This is a genomic window from Phocaeicola sartorii JCM 17136 = DSM 21941, assembly GCF_054653615.1.
In genome coordinates, this window is sequence record NZ_BAAIFW010000005.1 from 3,716,394 (window position 1) to 3,735,200 (window position 18,807).

Here is an 18,807-nt window from a genome sequence, read left to right on the forward strand (position 1 = left end):
TTCAATTATTTTTTTCTATGATCAGTACAAGTGATTCCTTCAATTCCATCACCCCAAGATATAATACAATCGTACCGACTATCAGATTTACAATAAGTTTCACAATCAGATATACTTCCTTCTCCGCTCGCCAATGCTTCCACATTAGCCAATGCCAACCCAGACATTACATCCGATTTCTGAGCGTTATACACATTCATTCCTGCTATCAAAGCAAACGATGCAACTATAGTAGCTTTCAAAATTTTCTTTTTCATCTTATTTTTAGTTTTAAAGATGATTAATCACTTGTGTTTTTTATTTTATTCTCGCAAAGAACTCCACCACAGAAAAACAAAACAACAACAGCAAAGAACACAAATATCGTTCCCACTGGTTTGTTATTTTTGCATAAAGATAGACAACATCCATCGGACACACAAATTTTTCACCTTAAATCCATCTTAAGACGACCTTAAAGTTTTCTTAAGGTCCCAAAAACGCCCATTTCATCGAAAGCATAATCAGTATTCCCAATAGAACGAACCGGTCAAGGTATAGAAGGAATGGTTGGAATAAGTCAAACCATATACCTGACGGATGCTATTTTATTTTTTTTAATACCCTGTCCCAGCAAATCTCGTCCGTCACCCGGTTCTTCGATGTCCAGATGCACGTAGCCTTGCCCACAATATATTCCTCCGGCAAAAGCCCCCAATAACGAGAATCCTGCGAGTTGTAACAATTGTCACCCCCCATAAAATAATAGTCGTGCGTAAATACATAATGGTTTATCTCACTACCGTCCAGGTAAAAACATCCGTTATGTGCGGTCAGTTTCTTGCGCTGCTCCCACTCTATAAGGTTACGGTAAACCGCATAATGGTGTCTGTCCAACCTTACGGTATCTCCCCGGGCTGGCAAATAAAGCGGACCAAATTCCTGCACCGTCCAGCCCGTCACACTGTCCAGAGGATAAGCCTTGAAAGAACCGCCCTTTATCATCTCCTCTCTGTTTCTTTCACTATGCATATAACGGGCCAGGCTGTTCTGAGAATCTATATTTCCCAGTTCTCCCCTGTATCCACGGACACGGTAATGCGCATTGCGGATTTCCACCGTATCGCCCGGCAGGGCGATGCAACGCTTCACATAATAGCGCATCACATCAAACCCGATGCTGTCCCAACGCTCCGGATAAGGAAAATTAAAAACCAGCACCTCGTTACGGCGGAATTTTCCTGTCCCCCTCAGCCGGGTAATCTCCAGCGGCTTGTGATCAAAAGCGTCATTCAAGTTGAAAATCCGCCCCCCTCTCAACACTTTGTTCACCAGCACACAGTCACCGGGGACAATGGCAGGCGTCATGGAATCCGTAGGAACGGAGAACGAAGAGAACAGGAACACCTGCGACAGCAGCCATACAGCCGAAACACACAGAAAAGCCACCGACAGGTACAAAAGCCAGTCAATCGCCACCGACAAGTATTTCTTGGCCTTCTCCTTCATCATCCGTTCTTTTTACCAACCGTTCTGGTGGCACATCCCTTAATATCCGGTCCTTTCATGACACCGGATTTATCCACATAAAAAGTATCTGTGAGGAAATGCAATGTTTTCCCATCCGGAGTAAATAAAGTATCACAAAAACCTATGTGATAGGGCATATTCCGTATCAGAAAGGTTGCAGTCGCCAGCTTTAAGGAGTCGGATTCATAATGTTGCAAAGTTTTCTCCAACTCCGCCCTGTTCTTTCCCGCCTGACGCAAGGCCCATTCCAAAGAGTCCACATGGGTTGTACAAGCCGGAAGGAGTAACAGAACAACCCCAAACAAATAAATAATGTGTCTTTTCATTTTTCCCTCTTTCTTTTTTTATATCGCACTTCCCACTTTGTACCGGAACAGCCATAAAGCAAAGCCCCCCCAAAAAAGCGAATATTTCGATTACTCATTTCAAAACAAATCGTCTTACGACAAATTCTTCTCCATCTAATGTGGTACCATATAAAATGTTTTTTGTTCCATCTACGCCAAAATTACAGATAGGTTGGTCCAGCCTGTAAGCATTGATCAGATTACCGTCCCAATCAAAAATTACCATTTCATCAGCAAAATAATTTGGCATACCTTTATAAAAAGGATTTTCATTTTCTTCTTTCCTTGTATATGGCAAGACGAGGCAATAGATTTTATCAGCGGTAACTTTTGCAATGATGCCACCTAAACAATCATCTTTTATTTTTCGCTCATTATTTACTGCTTCATATTGAGGGAGAATAGAATATAAAGGAATTTGCTTGCCTATCTGTCCATTTTCCATTTCCAGAATTTTCGCATATTTTCCCAATCGGCAGACGTATAACAACTTGTTTTGTCTGGGGTGTTTTAAAAGTTGCGCATCACAATAAATCATGTGTTCCACAATTTTAAAACCTGAAGGAAGATTAAATCCGGGAAAAGGAAAATCAAGATCAGAGATACTTCCTGTTTGTAAATTAACACGAGACAAGATATTAATGCTATTCAGTTTTGAACCCGACACAATACAAATACTGTCATCCAATATTGCAATAGAGGGATAAAACAGACATTCTTGCGGATCAGGGAACTTAGTAATCTTCCATTTCTCTTTATTATAAATATCAGTTTTTTTCACTGTATATATTTCTTTTACCATTCCTGAGTAGTTTGAAATATAAAATACTGAATCGCCTTCATTTCCCCACAAATCAGGATGAATCATTTCAAAAGGTCCTACTCCTTTAGTTAAAAAGCCGCCTTCTTTTATTAGCTTTTCACCTTCTACACGGTAAACCCCGTACAATAATTCATTAGATAACTCTTGAATGATCAAACGGTTGTCTGTTACCAAATCAACTTTCATCCCCCATATTGTAGAGTCGTTTTTCAGATTTGTTCCATTTACATTAGTATATGCCAATTTGCCTAATTGTGTATTTTTATCTATCTTTCTTTTATTGGACGTACAAGATAGGCTTAATACAAGCAATAACAGATAATATATATAATTTCTCATTCTTTCTTATTCCTTTTTGATTTATCAGTTACGAATTACCTTCGTAACTGATATTTTTCATACTAAAAATAATGATCTTCATAAGTGGTCATCACTGGTCTCCAAGGATTGCTATAGTCAACTATCCCACAACGATATGTTATTCGATAACGACAACCGCCATTTCCAGATCTTTCAGACTGAGCCAACGCTTCCACATTAGCCAGAGCCAATTCAGACATTACATCTGATTTCTGAGCGTTATACACATTCATTCCTGCTATCAAAGTAAACACAGCAACCAAAGTTGCTTTCAATATATTCTTTTTCATCTTGTTTCTAGTTTTAAAGATGATTAATGATTCGTGTTTTCATCTTATTCTCGGAAAGAACTCCACCGCAGAAAAAACGAAACTATCGCTTGCTTATTCTGATTATTTACACTACTTTTACATCGGACTTAGCCTCCTTTAGGAGAGAGCCGCCGGATGGAAAGAATCGACTTTCGGCAAAGAAAATGAATTTCTTTCCATCCGCTTTTTACTCCCATTGATTCATACTTTATCCTTTATTCAGCATTCCCCGTTACCTTCAAACGAAGTGGGGAATTATCTGCATTGCAATAAATGGTAACCGTCTTGCTGAATTCTTAATGTATCGATTTAACAATCTCCACCCTTCTTCAGGAATAATGGCAGAAGAAAAAGGCGAACAGTAAACCTACCAAACATTTATTTCTCATCAATTGCAAATACAAAAGTTTTAAATCTTAATTCATCCTCAGACTCAGACTCCACCTGAATATGAAACCCGTCTTCTCCCACAAAGCATTGATTAATCCAATACTTGTCCTCTTTCAACCGACATTTGCCTATCACTTCAAAGGACTTATCCAACACTATTATTTCAATCGGCTTTATTATAGGAGTCTTATGAATATCAATACTTGGATCAGGCAAACGTGCAATCCGATAATAAACACACCTGTACTTATCGTAAAAAACGGGACCGTAACTTAAATTGTCAATGTAATGACGGTTACATTCATCCTTATTTATCCATTTAGAGGAAGCACGCTCCTCAATGGGAGTGATAACATAGTCCCCTCCGACTCCTGCATAATATTCTCGAAATCCTTTTTCATTCATAGAATGTACCCGAAGATTAGAGTCCGCTGCAAAACTCAGTATGATTTCATTCTGAGGAGATATCGTAAAATAGGGATTCCGATAAATAAACCCTCCTCCCCAATGTCCTTTGTGGTATACGGAGGGATAACTGTCTGAATAATCCAATTTACCTGTCTTTAAATCATAGTAAACCATTACAGGACGATTCTCATCATTTTCACCTTCCACTTCTCCCATCATGAAACCGGCCATCAGCATTTTATCTCCTACGACTGTTAGCGGAGAATTGGTTCTTGGAAATAAGACTGGAGCTATGAACAAAGAATCCGGAGAGGCATTAGAGTATGTATTGATCAGATGTTTTTCCAAGACTTTACCTTCATTGTTCGTCCGGAACAAAGTTCTAAGATTAAAATGATAGTGATAAATGGAATCGTCATTCACATAACAGAACGAGAACACTTCTCCTATTCCATCTCCCCCTTCCTTCTCATAATGGATTCTGCCGACATTCTTCTTCGACTTATAATCATAAAGGACAACAGAGTTGTCATACCTGTTTGTAAAAGCTAATATAGCTGAATCATTCCGCTGGAAATACTGTAAATATTCCATCGAAGCTACAGTTGAATCATCCAAGACAAATACACAATCGGCTAATTCCTTCAAAGAAACCTCCTGCACCTGCCGGGCTTTTTTAGTAGAACATGCACATAAAGAAAAAGACACACATACTAAAATGAATAAAAAAAAATTTCTTACCATATCAATTATTCTATTTTAAGGATTGTCGAACCATTCAAAAATAATCCGACAATCCATCTAAATTATTTAAATCGTACTACTGCATGCAGGTCTACCTACCCACAGAGATGAGCTTTTTACACACAAGATGAGAAAAACGATGGCTTAATAGCACAATTTATCAAATATTCTCCCTTTAAAACTTTTGTCCAATTTATTTTCGGTCAGAATATGCACACTCCTATCCCCTTTCCTTTTTGATATGTAACTATCTGTCAAGATGAAATTATAGATTTCAAAACCGGACATGTTTTTCAAAAAACGCAAGCGAATCGTTTCTTCTTTTTTATTCACAACATATATGATATAGAATTCATCACTTATTTCTTTTTTTGTAACCTTCCCTTCCACACTCAAAGGATCTAATTCTTTTTTGTAAAAGTCATCACAAGTCGTTTGAGATGATTGAAATGACATTAAGATAGCTAACAATAATAGTTTCATATAGATATTACTTGAATTTAACAAACAGTATATATGGGTTATCTTCCGACTCAACCTCCAATCCAAACTTTTGGCTGATCCGCTCCGCACTCTCCGGTATAATAAAAAAATCATTCCATGTTGTCAATACTTCTCCAAACAAATCCCGACAATCATCAGAGGCTGAATTTGAATATGTCGAAATCTGCATATTGGATCTGTTTATTAACGAACAATACTTTATTCCTTTATACATAAAATCAAGCCAAATCATAGACCTGGTTTCCATCACATTAAGGAAAGTTATAAAGTCACAATCCCGCAGTTTGTTGATAAAGCTCATCGGATCCTTTACGGCACCATATACAAAAGAATGATCAACCCATTTATCCGAGAAATCCATAACAAATTGAGGAACAGCTGCTTTCTCATTCAACAAAAAAACAGTATCGCAATAAATAGGGGTATAGAACAGTTCATTGTCAACACGATAAAATGAGTTTCTGGATGAAAGCAATATATCCGCATATTGAGTATAAGGAAAAAGTTTATTTACGATTCTTCCCTCTTCAGATAGAACCACGACACTATATTTCCATTCATCCTCGTTACGCCTCGTTTGCTGGTCAAAGACGTAATAGCCGTTTATTTTCGTGAATTTGGATACTCCTACGGGAAAGGGAAGATGCATTTCTTTTATAAAACGGCCACACATGTCATAACGGATTATTTTTTTCTGCATCGGGTCCAGAATCTCTACATAACCATCTTTGGGAGAAGTAAAGAAATCACTCAGTTGGACATATTCTCCAGGTCCCATACCTTTTTTATCTATAACAGCCGACAGGCTACCGTCCATCAAGTATAGATGAACCGTCTGGTTCATTTCATCCAGCACTGATATGACACTATCCACTTGAATCTTAGCAATCCGTCCTAGCAAGTTGGAGCTATGTGTTTCTAAAGGGATACAAAAAAAAGTATCTACCAGTTCGTCAAATTTCATTTCATCCGCTTCATGAAAATCTATTTGATACTCTGGCAAATTATATGAGTTTGTCTTTGGTGCATGATATACGCAACCTGTAAAAACAAGCCCCATAAAAGCCATCGATAAAAGTTTATTCATAGATATATTAAAGTTTATATAAAAAATACAGATTCACTCCTAAATTATTATCCCACACACAAAGAATCCAATCCATCCATAAGACCCTCTATTATATAGATAGATGTAAAACAACCTACACTTCAAAATATCAAGTTCATACATCTATCTATAAAAAATAACAAGCGCTACACTAATTTCTCTTAGCTAATAGCTGCATTAAACCGGACATTGAAACACCCCTCCTCGAGAGCATGACCATGAACAATATCCTGTTAAAGTGATATGAAATACAGGTTCACCAATCCAACTATTCCATTCGCAACCAGCTAACGCTTCCACATTAGCCAATGCCAACCCAGACATTACATCCGATTTCTGAGCGTTATACACATTCATTCCTGCTATCAAAGCAAACGATGCAACTATAGTAGCTTTCAAAATTTTCTTTTTCATCTTATTTTTAGTTTTAAAGATGATTAATCACTTGTGTTTTTTATTTTATTCTCGCAAAGAACTCCACCACAGAAAAACAAAACAACAACAGCAAAGAACACAAATACCGTTTCCACTGGTTTGTTATTTTTGCATAAAGGTAGAGAACATTCATCGGGCACACAATTTTTTTGCCTTAAATTCATCTTAAGACGACCTTAAAGTTTTCTTAAGGTCCCAAAAACACCCATTTCATCGAAAGCATAATCAGTATTCCCAATAGAACGAACCGGTCAAGGTATAGAAGGAATGGTTGGAATAAGTCAAACCATATACCTGACGGATGCTATTTTATTTTTTTTAATACCCTGTCCCAGCAAATCTCGTCCGTCACCCGGTTCTTCGATGTCCAGATGCACGTAGCCTTGCCCACAATATATTCCTCCGGCAAAAGCCCCCAATAACGAGAATCCTGCGAGTTGTAACAATTGTCACCCCCCATAAAATAATAGTCGTGCGTAAATACATAATGGTTTATCTCACTACCGTCCAGGTAAAAACATCCGTTATGTGCGGTCAGTTTCTTGCGCTGCTCCCACTCTATAAGGTTACGGTAAACCGCATAATGGTGTCTGTCCAACCTTACGGTATCTCCCCGGGCTGGCAAATAAAGCGGACCAAATTCCTGCACCGTCCAGCCCGTCACACTGTCCAGAGGATAAGCCTTGAAAGAACCGCCCTTTATCATCTCCTCTCTGTTTCTTTCACTACGCATATAACGGGCCAGGCTGTTCTGAGAATCGATATTTCCCAGTTCTCCCCTGTATCCACGGACACGGTAATGCGCATTGCGGATTTCCACCGTATCGCCCGGCAGGGCGATGCAACGCTTCACATAATAGCGCATCACATCAAACCCGATGCTGTCCCAACGCTCCGGATAAGGAAAATTAAAAACCAGCACCTCGTTACGGCGGAATTTTCCTGTCCCCCTCAGCTGGGTAATCTCCAGCGGCTTGTGGTCGAAAGCGTCATTCAAGTTGAAAATCCGCCCCCCTCTCAACACTTTGTTCACCAGCACACAGTCACCGGGGACAATGGCAGGCGTCATGGAATCCGTAGGAACGGAGAACGAAGAGAACAGGAACACCTGCGACAGCAGCCATACAGCCGACACACACAGAAAAGCCACCGACAGGTACAAAAGCCTGTCAATCGCCACCGACAAGTATTTCTTGGCTTTCTCCTTCATCATCCGTTCTTTTCGCCAACCGTTCCGTTGGCACATCCCTTAATATCCGGTCCTTTCATGACCCCGGATTTATCCACATAAAAAGTATCTGTGAGGAAATGCAATGTTTTCCCATCCGGACTTTCCGCCAATACAAAAGTATTGTCTCCCACCACATTCTTTATGAAACACCTGTCTCCTCTGCGGGTTCCAACTCCCAATACACGATGTTGGTTGATTGAAGAAGCACACAGATATACCAACCCTTCATCGGAGGAATACAGTTTCCGTTGCAAATCCAGCATGATATTTACCGGAGGGACATAGTATGAATCAGTGACATCCTTAAACAAAGGGTTCTTCACATAAGTGCGATACCCGTCATCCTGCATATCCATTGACACCGGCTCAGGCGCAAACAAGCGGCGGTACACCTTGGGAGGAATCAGTTTCCTTTTCTCCGAGAACATTTTCCGATGCTCTTCACAACTCATCTCATTTGCTGCAAAACCATGCCATCCCCCTTTATTGTCCATCACAGAACACCAGGAATGCCCATCTTCTGATTTTGCCCATGTGGTACAATCGATGGCAACAGGGATACCGACTGAACGTAGAAGAAAAATAAAATACAAAGCGAGTCCTTCACAATTGCTTTGCCTGTATCTGTCCACCATTTCAATGCTCGGGTAAACAGGGAGCATACCGACAAAATGAAAACTGCCCTTTAATGAATCGTTCAGCGCCATGCAGGCATCTACCGGAGTGCCCACTTGGAAAGAGTGCACCATGGGAAGATACTTCCGCAGCATTTTTCTCCGCCAAGAGCATAACGGTTCGTTAGAGGCACGATACGGAAGTATGTACCGGCAAAAAGCATCAAAATCAAGCTTTCCGGCCCAAGGAGTGTTCCACACCTCAAAAGCGCACTCGATATTGTCAATCAGGAAGTCGGAAGTCATTACCTCCACGTCTCTTTCCTTTGTCCGCCGTATATAATATCCACAATCAAATAAAGAGTCAAAAACATGCTTTATTTGAGCTTCATTGTGCCCCGGATAAGTAATATCAGGCATGTAGCTTATGCCATCCGGAGTAAATAAAGTATCACAAAAACCTATGTGATAGGGCATTTTCCGTATCAGAAAGGTTGCAGCCGCCAGCTTTAAGGAATCGGATTCATAATGTTGCAATACTTTCTCCAACTCCGCCCTATTCTTTCCCGCCTGACGCAAGGCCCATTCCAAAGAGTCCACATGGGTTGTACAAGCCGGAAGGAGTAACAGAACAACCCCAAACAAATAAATAATATGTCTTTTCATTTTTCCCTCTTTATTTTTTTATATCACACTTCCCACTTTGGACCGGAACAGCCATAAGGCAAAGCCAAAACCCAAAAAAGCGAATATCTCGATTACTCATTTCAAAACAAATCGTCTTACGACAAATTCTTCTCCATCTAATGTGGTACCATATAAAATGTTTTTTGTTCCATCTACGCCAAAATTACAGATAGGTTGGTCCAGCCTGTAAGCATTGATCAGATTACCGTCCCAATCAAAAATTACCATTTCATCAGCAAAATAATTTGGCATACCTTTATAAAAAGGATTTTCATTTTCTTCTTTCCTTGTATATGGCAAGACGAGGCAATAGATTTTATCAGCGGTAACTTTTGCAATGATGCCACCTAAACAATCATCTTTTATTTTTCGCTCATTATTTACTGATTCATATTGAGGGAGAATAGAATATAAAGGAATTTGCTTGCCTATCTGTCCATTTTCCATTTCCAGAATTTTCGCATATTTTCCCAATCGGCAGACGTATAACAACTTGTTTTGTCTGGGGTGTTTTAAAAGTTGCGCATCACAATAAATCATGTGTTCCACAATTTTAAAACCTGAAGGAAGATTAAATCCGGGAAAAGGAAAATCAAGATCAGAGATACTTCCTGTTTGTAAATTAACACGAGACAAGATATTAATGCTATTCAGTTTTGAACCCGACACAATATAAATACTGTCATCCAATATTGCAATAGAGGGATAAAACAGACATTCTTGCGGATCAGGGAACTTAGTAATCTTCCATTTCTCTTTATTATAAATATCAGTTTTTTTCACTGTATATATTTCTTTTACCATTCCTGAGTAGTTTGAAATATAAAATACTGAATCGCCTTCATTTCCCCACAAATCAGGATGAATCATTTCAAAAGGTCCTACTCCTTTAGTTAAAAAGCCGCCTTCTTTTATTAGCTTTTCACCTTCTACACGGTAAACCCCGTACAATAATTCATTAGATAACTCTTGAATGATCAAACGGTTGTCTGTTACCAAATCAACTTTCATCCCCCATATTGTAGAGTCGTTTTTCAGATTTGTTCCATTTACATTAGTATATGCCAATTTGCCTAATTGTGTATTTTTATCTATCTTTCTTTTATTGGACGTACAAGATAGGCTTAATACAAGCAATAACAGATAATATATATAATTTCTCATTCTTTCTTATTCCTTTTTGATTTATCAGTTACGAATTACCTTCGTAACTGATATTTTTCATACTAAAAATAATGATCTTCATAAGTGGTCATCACTGGTCTCCAAGGATTGCTATAGTCAACTATCCCACAACGATATGTTATTCGATAACGACAACCGCCATTTCCAGATCCTTCAGACTGAGCCAACGCTTCCACATTAGCCAATGCCAAATCAGACATTACATCCGATTTCTGAGCGTTATACACATTAAATCCTGCTATCAAAGCAAATGCAGCAACTATAGTTGCTTTCAAAATATTCTTTTTCATCTTGTTTTTAGGTTTAAAGATGATTATTTACTTGCATTTTCATCTTATTCTCGAAAAGCAAAGAATAAGATTTCACATTTAAAATAAAAAGACTATATTAGTCATTCCATGTCACCTAAACAGCCCATTTAATTCAAGTGCTACAACAGAAGGATTTAGATTTTCCTCATAAGATTCCACATCCTTATTTTCCCATATATACCCCAAACAATATAACTTATCATCATTAGATAAATACTGAGTATTAAACAAATAGGATTCTGCAGATATTTCAGCATCAATTTTGATAACAACTTCCTCTTGCAATTTCTTACTGATAATCCAATAATAAACCTCTGGAATCCGTTCACCTTCATTGTTCAATAAAACATTTAAAAATATATAATCATAATTTTCCAAATAATTTATAATAGATGCATAGTTAGAACGCTGTAATTCTGCTATAACTTCCATGCCCGATAATTCATGTAATTTCTCAGGCAACTTATAATTAGGAAAATCCATAGCATACGATAAATTCAGTTCTCCATTTTCTATCGTATACAAATCATGATTTAGCGACTCATGAAATGTCAACCATTCTCCATTTCTTCCAAAATTATTCTCTACCATCGGAAGCATATTAGACTTTTGATGAAGATAATATGCCACATTGGCGATTTTTTCATCTGTACGAATCATTTTAGCATCGCCATAGGTAGTATTGTTACCTACATAAAACCAATAATTCTGCCTATCATCTATGGTAAAAGAAAACGCAGGATAAAAAACCTCTTTCTTGTACAAAAACTCTCCCTCAAAAGTATAACAAAAAATTCCTCCATCTGATAATACTTCTAAAACTTTACTTTTCTGATTAACAACGACATCATAAACACTAGTATATTCACCAGGACCATTCCCTATATGTCCGATATAACCGGAAAATTGTCCTTCACTAGTAAAGCTGAGTATAGATGATTCTGAATTTTTTGAATATATAATCCAGCCATTATCAACTCTAATTATAGATGAATTACGATCGACCATACTAGAATCTGAAAAACTAAGAACCGTTATATGCTTACTCAAAGTCAGTTTACTCTGCTCAAGTGTGATCGCTTCTGTTGCATTAAAAACATAGTCAAATATTTTCTTTTGTTTTACACTACATGAAGCAAAAAGAAATAAAAAAGATATCAACACAAACTTTTTCATTATATAAAGCTTAAAAGTTTAAATAAGCTCCAATCCAATGACGTGTATGAATTGGAGCTATTTCAAATTTATATCATAACATCACTTTATCTGCACGGTCTTCGACAACTTTCCGCAGTTCTTCTTGAAGTACACATATAATTCATATCCAATGGTGTACAATACCCCATAGTTTGGTATCTATTTGTTGTCGAAGATTCATCACTTGCCAATGCTTCCACATTAGCCAGAGCCAAATCAGACATTACATCCGATTTCTGAGCGTTATACACATTAAATCCTGCTATTAGAGCAAATACAGCAACTATAGATGCTTTCAAAATACTCTTTTCCATCTTGTTTTTAGTTTTAAAGATGATTATTTACTTGTGTTTTCATCTTATTCTCGGAAAGAACTCCACCGCAGAAAAAACAAAAATACCACTTGCTTATTCTGATTATTCACACTACTTTTGCATCGGACTTAACCTCCTTTTCTGTTAGGAGAGAGCCGCAGGGTGGAAAGAACATATTCCGGCAAAGAAAATGAGTTTCTTTCCATCCGCTTTTTTTACTCCCATTGGTTCATACTTCATCCTTTATTCAGCTTTCCCCGTCACCTTCAAACGAAGTGGGGAATTATCTGCATTGCAATAAATGGTAACCGTCTTGCTGAAATGTTCAGCCTTGTCAATCTCATCCATTTCCACCCCATGTTATTTGAATGTGAATTTTATCACCAAAGGATTACTTTCTTCATTCTTACCATATTTCCTTATTTCTTTGGAGAACTGGTCATCTCCGGAGAAAAAGAAGGGATATAGTATTCCATAAAAATACTCCCCTACCGCATTCACAACTACTACCGGAGCATTTTTATCCTGATTGCCGGAAATAACTTCCTTGGTATACTTGTCAATGCATATATTATACAAAGATAGATCAGGGCTGACTGTGCTCAAATATATATTTTTATCAGTCTCAAATGCTGATGATATACATTTAAAGAAAGGTTTGGAGTCTGATTCATTAAATTCCGTTGTATTTACAGGAATCAAATCCTTGGGTAAAGTCCATCTTCCAAAATCAACAATGTATTTAGTCTGTAGTTGGCGATTTTTTATTTCCATCACATTAAAACTTCCATAATCAGGCAGGAAATTCAAAACCCCTGCTGAATCGTAGAAGAATTTTTGGCAAACATAAGGGAAACCTGTCCTTTTTTGCACTGCATCAATTTTACCGTTTTCGTAAGAGTACAGACAATTTTCCTTGTCCATAGACCAAAAATAAAACAGGTCTTTATCTACATTCGCAAATTGATAAAAATCAGAAGCTATATGCTCATCCAAGGCTATTCGATATTGAAATTGTCCTGTTTCGGCATCAAAAGCCAAAATGGAAACATTATCCAATATCAAAACAGCCTTCTTGTCATAACTCATTATTACATCTTTTATCATTGTGTACTCTCCCTCGCCACCTCCCAAGGCATCTATTCCATACAAAAAGATTCCCGTATCATCAAAAACGAATATTGACTTTTGCTTTTCATCGTAATATATTATTTTCGTATCTGTAACAATACACTTACGGGCATAACTTAACAAACAACTGTCTTTTGTTTCTAAAGGAATAACTCCTTCTATCTGAATCTTTGAATCCCAGTCAAAGGTTGAATCCTTACAATAGTCTATAGAGAATGTGTGTTCCCCGACTGATGAATAATGCACGCATGAATTCAACAATAATAAAATTGCAATCAGAATTACCGGTTTCATATAACTTCTAATTTATATTTAGCAATCAGAAGGAGAACAATCTTCTATGCCACCCCTTTTACAACTAACCCATGTCTTATAAGCTACAGGGTCAGAACACTTTCCTGAAATCTTTGTATAACCACCACTACCTTCACCGCCAGCCAACGCTTCCACATTAGCCAAAGCCAAACCAGACATTATATCCGATTTCTGAGCATTATACACATTCATTCCTGCTATCAAAGCAAATGCTGCAACTATAGTTGCTTTCAATATATTCTTTTTCATCTTGTTTTTAGGTTTAAAGATGATTAATGATTCGTGTTTTCATCTTATTCTCGGAAAGAACTCCACCGCAGAAAAAACGAAACTACCGCTTGCTTATTCTGATTATTTACACTACTTTTACATCGGACTTAACCTCCTTTAGGAGAGAGCCACCGGGTGGAAAGAATCGACTTTCGGCAAAGAAAATGAATTTCTTTCCATCCGCTTTTTACTCCCATTGATTCATACTTTATCCTTTATTCAGCATTCCCCGTTACCTTCAAACGAAGTGGGGAATTATCTGCATTGCAATAAATGGTAACCGTCTTGCTGAAATGTTCAGCCTTTTCGGCTTCATAAATCACTGTCAGCTCCGCTTTTTCTCCCGGACGAATGCCTTCCTTACTATAGTTCACCTTGGTACACCCACAGGAAGTGATGACATCGTATATCACCAGCATACGCTGCCCCGTATTGGTCAGCGTGAACTTGCGTTCCTGCTTCTCCGACTGAGGAAATGAACCGAAGTCCACACTTTCCACATCCTGGATGACTTTCGTCATCGGTGTTTCAGCTTTTACAGCTTCACTACCTGTCAATACGTTCAGATAAAGTTCCTTCACCTTCGGATTATGAACAGGATTGCCTATAGCCATCACCCTGTTGTCTTTATCTAATAAAAATGTCTGGAAAGTCATTTCATCCGGAAAGTGGTTCAATCGGTTAAAATCGTCCTTTTCATCGAAACAAACCGGATAAGTGAATGCATCGCGACGGGTGATATAACGAAGTTCTTTCATGTCTTTCGGATGGAAATAAAAGGCAAAGGAAACCGGACGGTTCAGCGTTGAATCCACTTCCTGCATAAACTGTTTCCAGCGAGGCAGTTGTAATTTGCAACTGGTACAGCCCACCGAATCAATATAAGTCACCACCTTATAATCCGCATCCGATAAAGAAAAAGACACCGTATCCTTCCCTTGAATGGTAAAGACGGAACGGGAAGGAAAGAAAATTTCTTTCCCCTCCCATTCCTCAACCAAACGAGCGATTTTTTCTTTCTCAGATTCCTTGCAGGAAGAGAAAAGAGCAAGCACACATAGTAAATAAAGGTACTTCATAGATTAGTCCAGAGTAAAAGGCGTGAGAACATATTCCACTTTCTCTCCGGTACTACAAGTTACATTTCCACTACCCAGACATATATCATGTCCAAATTCTCCTGCGGCCAATGCTTCCACATTATCTAAAAAGAGCTTACTCTCTTCCGTCTTTCCGGATTTCTTTTCCAAGACCATTACTGACATTACTATTACAATAGTAAAAAACGCAAATACTTTTTTCATTTGTTTATCAATTTTTGTGTGAAGGTAGACAACATACATCGGGCACACAAATTTTTCACCTTAAATTCATCTTAAGACGACCTTAAAGTTTTCTTAAGGTCCCAAAAACGCCCATTTCATCGAAAGCATTATCAGTACCCCCAATAACATGATTCATGTCATCAAACTACATTTTTTCTCTGATTTATAAATTTTCTTTTTGAAAATGATATAAATGATGTATCTTTGCAACTACTAACACGAGCTAAAGACATGAAAAAACCGACAAACCTATTCAATTCCGGCTTTATTACAGTGGGGTGGATTGTATTCATCCTGTTATGTTATACGACTTTTAAAGATGAAAAAGCAAATGTCCTGAAAAAAATGAAGGACAGCCTGCAAGAAACAACCAATATTGATTATCAAGAACGATTAAACAAAATACTGATTAGTTATCGTCCTTTAGGCAGAAAAATAAAAGGTATCCAAATAAAATGTGCAGATAGTATAGAAACCATTTATTTTGAAGACAGCACCCATGAGTCACTGGCCACCCAGCTGGCCAATCAGTATGTAATGGCCCAAACCAATTCTGTCAAACCTGACCATTTTAATAAGATCTTTCGAAAAGAATGGGAAAAGAATGGGATTTTCGCTGCAAAGACGGGAATCATTTACTGCCACAACAAGAAAAAAGTATTCAGTGACAATGATTCCATCTCCTTCCAGTCGGCTCTTGTCACCCCTGTACAAATGATAGACGCTAGACAAACCGCCAGTGTACAGGCATGGGCTATGATTCATTGGACAGAAATAGTAAAACATACCGTTCCTAAAGTATTATGGAGCATCATTGCTTATTTCATTGTCTTGTTGTGGGTGTCTCTGTCATTCCTGAAAAAGCCACTGAAAAAAGATATCCCTGAAAGCCATCTTCCCAAACAATTTGGAAAGATGACTTTAAAGTTGGAAAGTAAGAAATTGTATATCAACGACCAACCGTGTCCCATAGCACCTACGGATTTCAAACTGCTGGCACTATTCATCAATGCGCCGGAACATTTTCTAACCAAAGAAGACATAAAGAATGTACTTTGGCCAAAAGAGGACAAGCCAGACAATAAAATACATTGTCATATTTCTACCCTTAAATCCTCAATAAAAAACTTTCCCAAATACCAGATAATAACAGAACCTGGAAAAGGATACCGGTTGATTCTTTCTCAAACAAATGAATGAGTTCATTTCCAACAACACAGTTCAAGCCTTGTCCTTAGGTTATGAAAGGAGATAAACATACGGCTGAAACGGAAGTGAGGGGAAGTCGTTTCAGATCTAAACAGTTGATAGTCTGTGTGTATTACATAATATGACAGGATGAAGGAAGAAGGAGAAATACCGACTTAGTGAGAGAGTCATGCAATGAGCAAGCTTGGCTTGTACACGAAACAAGCTAGGCTTGTACACGGAACAAACTAGCCTTGTACACGGAACAAACTAGCCTTGTACACTGAACAAGCTAGGCTCGTGCACTGAACATGCTGGCGTATTTTTAAAACGTACTGGTATGTTTTTAAAAACTGAAGATGTTTTTTTTAAACATGAAGGCACATTTTTTAACATTCGTCATCAGATAGGTGTTATGTGATAATGTAAAAATCTGACAATCCAAAGCAAACAACCGCTTGCACACCTCAAAAGCTAAGCGAAAATGATAGAAAGCATCAAACTCATCTATAAACACAAACGAGGCTTCGTTCATGCGTTTCAGCCAAAAATACAATAATTGCAACGACTGTGTACCTGTTGATGCTATTACTCTAAAGGGGACTTCATTTTTATCTATTTGGCAAAGAATCTGCTTATCCGTAATATTATGTGTAATAAACTGGAAAGTCTGACCACTTACTTTTTGTAAAAAATCAGAGAAATCATCAAGTAGATTGTTTGTGATGATAAACTCATCCAACATTGTTATATTTGTTTCAAGCCCAATAAATTCACGGACATCAAGATTCCTGAACCAAAGCATGGAATTGACAAACCTACTGAGCTTGATCAGATAATGTTCTGAAATAAAATGCTTAACCGACACCGCAAAGAGACGCGAAATCTTTTTCTATCTCCGATGACAGAGCCTTCTGCTTTTTTCTGTTCTTTTTCACCTCCTCTATTCCAGTTCAAGAGAGAACTTCACTATCTGCTCATCTGCATTAACATCTGTGCCGAACAGCAGACCGGCAGCCTCATCCACATAAATACCGGTTATAGGGCGGTCCAGCACACTGGTTTTCACCACGTCACCTTCATGGGTGAATATACGGAATATCCTGCCTCCTTGCTTATAGGCGTCGGCCAGTTTTATAATGTCCTTGAACTGACGGCCATCGTAAATGGTATAAATGTATTTGTCAGTCACCTGCACATCATAGTAGCAGATTCTGCCTGCCGGAAAACCATGTCCTTCAGGGCTCACCTTAAATTGGGGATCGCCATCCGCACCCGTTTTCCCGATATGCTTTTGTGACACCATGTCGTAAATATCAAGTCTTTCTCCAAACTGAGTGACGGCAACCAATATCTTTTTATCCGGACTGAACGAGATAAAGCTGTTCCATCCCTGTGCCACGGCGGGCGCGCTCTTCTTCAACAGCTCCGGATCGGACACAGGTATCTGTCCGAACTTACGGAGCAATTCACCGGAAGTGAGTGAAGCCCAGCTGAAACGATTCTCACCGGAATAATCGGGAATAACAACAGTAGAGGCATCTTTCATATCAAAATCAAGGGAACGGAACAAACGCTTGTCCAACAAAAGGTCTTTTTCCAGTCTGGGGGACTCACCTCCGGCTATACCGCTATATTGATACATCCTGCCCTTACCGTCATCGAGCACCCACACCGTGTCCTGTCCAGCAAAACGGACATTCGACGCATAAACGGACTCACCCGGACCTTCCCCACGCTTCCCGAAAGAAGACTGATACTGAAAATCGGGATACGTAAATACATGATAATAATAATCGGCATTGTGCAAATCCAATATCACCGCCTCGTCACCCTGCACACGCATACGGTAGGCATACCGCAGCAGGGCAGTATCAACGGGAATTGTCTCCCCTTGCAGAACCTCCCCCTTCCGCACCGCTTCTTCCATAATCAACTCACCGGACACTGGCTGCTGGCGCTGACCGGTACATGCCACCAACAAAGGAAATAAAATGCATAGTAATTGTTTGTTTCTCATTCGAGTTCTATATTTAACTATTGGGTACAAAGTAAACAAACTATTCACAGAAACAAGAAAAAAGAACCTTCGTTTTATCT

At 38.5% G+C, this 18,807-nt stretch carries 22 protein-coding genes and 1 pseudogene; 1 reads left to right on the top strand and 22 read right to left on the bottom strand.

What is annotated here, in order from left to right:
* Window positions 1–5: 5 nt before the first annotated feature.
* From ACYQ0C_RS15800 to ACYQ0C_RS15895, 20 genes and pseudogenes are all read right to left on the bottom strand, one after another.
* Entirely contained in the window at window positions 6–257 is a 252-nt protein-coding gene (locus tag ACYQ0C_RS15800) for an NVEALA domain-containing protein (protein WP_016275620.1), read from the bottom strand.
* A 325-nt stretch (window positions 258–582) separates the two neighbouring features.
* Window positions 583–1,491: a signal peptidase I gene (gene lepB / locus ACYQ0C_RS15805; protein ID WP_016275618.1), complete on the bottom strand. Its 909-nt coding sequence runs from the start codon at window positions 1,489–1,491 to the stop codon at window positions 583–585.
* Window positions 1,488–1,835: a hypothetical protein gene (locus tag ACYQ0C_RS15810; RefSeq protein WP_016275617.1), complete on the bottom strand. Its 348-nt coding sequence runs from the start codon at window positions 1,833–1,835 to the stop codon at window positions 1,488–1,490. The genes lepB (ACYQ0C_RS15805) and ACYQ0C_RS15810 overlap by 4 nt, the downstream gene beginning before the upstream one ends.
* Before the next feature lie 94 nt (window positions 1,836–1,929).
* Window positions 1,930–3,018: a BF3164 family lipoprotein gene (locus ACYQ0C_RS15815; RefSeq protein ID WP_175271274.1), complete on the bottom strand. Its 1,089-nt coding sequence runs from the start codon at window positions 3,016–3,018 to the stop codon at window positions 1,930–1,932.
* Window positions 3,019–3,080: 62 nt separating this feature from the next.
* Entirely contained in the window at window positions 3,081–3,329 is a 249-nt protein-coding gene (locus ACYQ0C_RS15820) for an NVEALA domain-containing protein (protein ID WP_175271275.1), read from the bottom strand.
* A gap of 399 nt (window positions 3,330–3,728) precedes the next feature.
* Window positions 3,729–4,892, bottom strand: a complete 1,164-nt coding sequence (locus ACYQ0C_RS15825) for a DUF4221 family protein (protein WP_016275614.1) — start codon at window positions 4,890–4,892, stop codon at window positions 3,729–3,731.
* A 144-nt stretch (window positions 4,893–5,036) separates the two neighbouring features.
* Window positions 5,037–5,375 (bottom strand): hypothetical protein, encoded by a 339-nt coding sequence (locus tag ACYQ0C_RS15830; protein ID WP_016275613.1) that lies wholly within the window; start codon window positions 5,373–5,375, stop codon window positions 5,037–5,039.
* A gap of 7 nt (window positions 5,376–5,382) precedes the next feature.
* The gene (locus tag ACYQ0C_RS15835; protein WP_081642392.1) at window positions 5,383–6,483 is read right to left on the bottom strand and encodes a 6-bladed beta-propeller; all 1,101 of its coding nucleotides are present in this window, start codon (window positions 6,481–6,483) and stop codon (window positions 5,383–5,385) included.
* Window positions 6,484–6,681: 198 nt separating this feature from the next.
* Window positions 6,682–6,918, bottom strand: a complete 237-nt coding sequence (locus tag ACYQ0C_RS15840) for an NVEALA domain-containing protein (protein WP_016275611.1) — start codon at window positions 6,916–6,918, stop codon at window positions 6,682–6,684.
* A 325-nt stretch (window positions 6,919–7,243) separates the two neighbouring features.
* The gene (lepB, locus tag ACYQ0C_RS15845) at window positions 7,244–8,152 is read right to left on the bottom strand and encodes a signal peptidase I (protein ID WP_257464655.1); all 909 of its coding nucleotides are present in this window, start codon (window positions 8,150–8,152) and stop codon (window positions 7,244–7,246) included.
* Window positions 8,149–9,450 (bottom strand): transglutaminase domain-containing protein, encoded by a 1,302-nt coding sequence (locus ACYQ0C_RS15850; protein WP_025077330.1) that lies wholly within the window; start codon window positions 9,448–9,450, stop codon window positions 8,149–8,151. The genes lepB (ACYQ0C_RS15845) and ACYQ0C_RS15850 overlap by 4 nt, the downstream gene beginning before the upstream one ends.
* Before the next feature lie 96 nt (window positions 9,451–9,546).
* Window positions 9,547–10,635, bottom strand: a complete 1,089-nt coding sequence (locus ACYQ0C_RS15855) for a BF3164 family lipoprotein (protein WP_016275608.1) — start codon at window positions 10,633–10,635, stop codon at window positions 9,547–9,549.
* Between the two features lie 62 nt (window positions 10,636–10,697).
* Entirely contained in the window at window positions 10,698–10,946 is a 249-nt protein-coding gene (locus ACYQ0C_RS15860; RefSeq protein WP_016275607.1) for an NVEALA domain-containing protein, read from the bottom strand.
* 111 nt (window positions 10,947–11,057) lie between these two features.
* Entirely contained in the window at window positions 11,058–12,143 is a 1,086-nt protein-coding gene (locus ACYQ0C_RS15865) for a DUF4934 domain-containing protein (RefSeq protein WP_016275606.1), read from the bottom strand.
* Window positions 12,144–12,229: 86 nt separating this feature from the next.
* Complete coding sequence (locus tag ACYQ0C_RS15870; protein WP_016275605.1) at window positions 12,230–12,478, bottom strand: NVEALA domain-containing protein; 249 nt, start codon at window positions 12,476–12,478, stop codon at window positions 12,230–12,232.
* A 243-nt stretch (window positions 12,479–12,721) separates the two neighbouring features.
* Window positions 12,722–12,820 (bottom strand): annotated as a pseudogene (locus ACYQ0C_RS15875) (DUF1573 domain-containing protein); the annotation flags it as partial.
* An 18-nt stretch (window positions 12,821–12,838) separates the two neighbouring features.
* Window positions 12,839–13,903, bottom strand: coding sequence for a DUF4934 domain-containing protein (locus ACYQ0C_RS15880; RefSeq protein ID WP_016275603.1), 1,065 nt, complete (start codon window positions 13,901–13,903; stop codon window positions 12,839–12,841).
* A gap of 18 nt (window positions 13,904–13,921) precedes the next feature.
* Entirely contained in the window at window positions 13,922–14,173 is a 252-nt protein-coding gene (locus tag ACYQ0C_RS15885) for an NVEALA domain-containing protein (RefSeq protein ID WP_016275602.1), read from the bottom strand.
* Window positions 14,174–14,409: 236 nt separating this feature from the next.
* Window positions 14,410–15,273 (bottom strand): DUF1573 domain-containing protein, encoded by an 864-nt coding sequence (locus ACYQ0C_RS15890; RefSeq protein WP_175271277.1) that lies wholly within the window; start codon window positions 15,271–15,273, stop codon window positions 14,410–14,412.
* Between the two features lie 3 nt (window positions 15,274–15,276).
* Window positions 15,277–15,498, bottom strand: coding sequence for an NVEALA domain-containing protein (locus ACYQ0C_RS15895; RefSeq protein WP_025077097.1), 222 nt, complete (start codon window positions 15,496–15,498; stop codon window positions 15,277–15,279).
* Between the two features lie 252 nt (window positions 15,499–15,750).
* On the opposite strand from ACYQ0C_RS15895, the gene ACYQ0C_RS15900 reads away from it, so the two are divergent.
* Window positions 15,751–16,719 (top strand): winged helix-turn-helix domain-containing protein, encoded by a 969-nt coding sequence (locus tag ACYQ0C_RS15900; protein ID WP_025077098.1) that lies wholly within the window; start codon window positions 15,751–15,753, stop codon window positions 16,717–16,719.
* A 334-nt stretch (window positions 16,720–17,053) separates the two neighbouring features.
* Here the strand turns inward: ACYQ0C_RS15900 and ACYQ0C_RS15905 are convergent, their stop codons facing one another.
* Window positions 17,054–17,452, bottom strand: coding sequence for an AAA family ATPase (locus ACYQ0C_RS15905; protein WP_016275598.1), 399 nt, complete (start codon window positions 17,450–17,452; stop codon window positions 17,054–17,056).
* Window positions 17,453–17,650: 198 nt separating this feature from the next.
* Entirely contained in the window at window positions 17,651–18,727 is a 1,077-nt protein-coding gene (locus ACYQ0C_RS15910) for a BF3164 family lipoprotein (RefSeq protein WP_016275597.1), read from the bottom strand.
* Window positions 18,728–18,807 lie beyond the last annotated feature (80 nt).